The sequence below is a fragment of the Xenorhabdus griffiniae genome (genome assembly GCF_015163655.1).
Lineage (GTDB): Bacteria > Pseudomonadota > Gammaproteobacteria > Enterobacterales > Enterobacteriaceae > Xenorhabdus > Xenorhabdus griffiniae.
Window position 1 is genome coordinate 1 of the sequence record NZ_JADEUF010000234.1, and the last position, 1,695, is coordinate 1,695.

1 protein-coding gene and 1 pseudogene are annotated in these 1,695 nt (G+C 59.6%); both read left to right on the forward strand.

Features of this window, described 5'->3' with window-relative positions; all coding sequences use genetic code 11:
• Positions 1-342 (forward strand): annotated as a pseudogene (locus tag IQ211_RS19105) (DNA primase); the annotation flags it as partial.
• Positions 343-560: 218 nt separating this feature from the next.
• Positions 561-1,607 (forward strand): site-specific tyrosine recombinase XerC, encoded by a 1,047-nt coding sequence (gene xerC, locus IQ211_RS19110; protein ID WP_193836466.1) that lies wholly within the window; start codon positions 561-563, stop codon positions 1,605-1,607.
• Positions 1,608-1,695: the final 88 nt, after the last annotated feature.

The window sequence follows — 1,695 nt, forward strand, 5'->3', positions numbered from 1 at the left end:
GATATCCGGCTCGCCAATCAGTTAGCCCATGAAATTTTAGGCCGGACGCTGGATGAAATGCCGCCGCAGACGCGCAAGCTGTTGCTGTTGATCCAGCAGATGGCGCACGCAATGGCGGCAGCGCAGCAATGTGCCCTGAATGCGGTGCGTTTTACCCGGCGGGATATCCGCGACTTTACCCAATGGAGCGACAATCAGCTTAAAGTCCATTGCCAGCGGCTGGCTGAGATGGAATACCTGCTGATCCACGGCGGCAGCCGCGGGCATCTGCTGCAATACGAACTGCTGTGGGATGGTGACGGCGACAGCGCCCACTTAAGCGGCCTGATCGTGCCCGTATGATGACCGCAAGTTGGACTGAAAACAACGCAAGTTGCCCCTAAGTTGGGTTCAAGTTGGTATCAAGTTGGGGCAGACAAAACCGCTATCAGACCGCAGCCAGACAGGGCTGACGGCGCGCAAGTTGGACAATATCAAAAATCACTGTTCCGGCAACACATTAAAATCGCCCCGTCATACCGTACTGCCGGATAGCGGCCATCACAAAAAGGACAATCCGCATGATAACTTCACACGACAACCCCCTGATCACACTGCGCCAACAGCTCGAAGCGTGGTTCGACACGCTGCGGGCACAAGGCCGGGCTGACCGCACGCGGGAAACCTACCGTAGCTACCTGCTGCCCTTTATCGACTGGTGCGAACAGCGCTCGGTTCGTTACCCCGCACAGGTCACACTGGTGTTACTGGAAAGCTGGCAGCGGTATCTGCGGGCTTACCGTAAAGCCGATGGCCAGCCTTACGGCAATAACGGTCAGCGGGAACGGCTGATCGCCCTGCGGCTGTGGTTCCGCTGGTTACTGCAACGCCATCATATCCTCTACAACCCGGCCGAGCAGATGGTGTTGCCGAAAGAAGAAAAGCGGCTGCCGGCGCAGATCCTGAGTGAACGCGAAACCACGCAGGTGCTGGAGAGCCTTGACGATCAGAGTGTGCTGGGGTTCCGCAACCGGGTGATGCTGGAAATCCTCTGGAGCAGCGGCATCCGGCGCATGGAGCTGCGCCAGCTTCAGCGGGGCGACATCGACTTCGAACGGGGTGCGGTCGTGGTGAATCAGGGCAAAGGGAATAAAGACCGGGTTGTGCCTGTCGGTGAGCGGGCGCTGGGCTGGCTACAGCGCTATCTGGCCAACGTCAGGCCACAACTGGCAGCGCACTATGACAGCGGTTATCTGTTTATCTCGCAAAAGGGCAGGCCGCTGAGTCTGGGACACCTGACGCAAATCGCAGGCAAAGCCATCCGGCAACAGGCCCATCTGGACAAGCCGGGGGCCTGCCATCTGTTCCGGCATTCCATGGCAACGCAGATGCTGGATAACGGTGCCGATATCCGGCATATCCAGGCAATGCTGGGGCATGAGAAGCTCAACACGACAGAAATCTATACACGGGTGGCTATCGGTCACTTGAAGAAAGTGCATAAACAAACCCATCCGGCAGAGCGTGACACACCGACAGCACCGGAAAGCCGCGCAGACCATGCCAACGGAAAGCGGGGCGCCGAACCGAAACCGCAGCGCACCGGACAACCCGGCCGTCCCCGTTAAGTTCGCTCGGTGCGGGGCAGGGGCAGACCGTGGCCGGCCTGCCCGGAAGCCCCGGTGCCGGCGGGGGTAAATGGGCCATGGGCGGCGG

Coding starts and splice junctions, on each gene's coding strand:
- xerC (WP_193836466.1), top strand. CDS start 561: ATGATAACTTCACACGACAACCCCCTGATCACACTGCGCCAACAGCTC.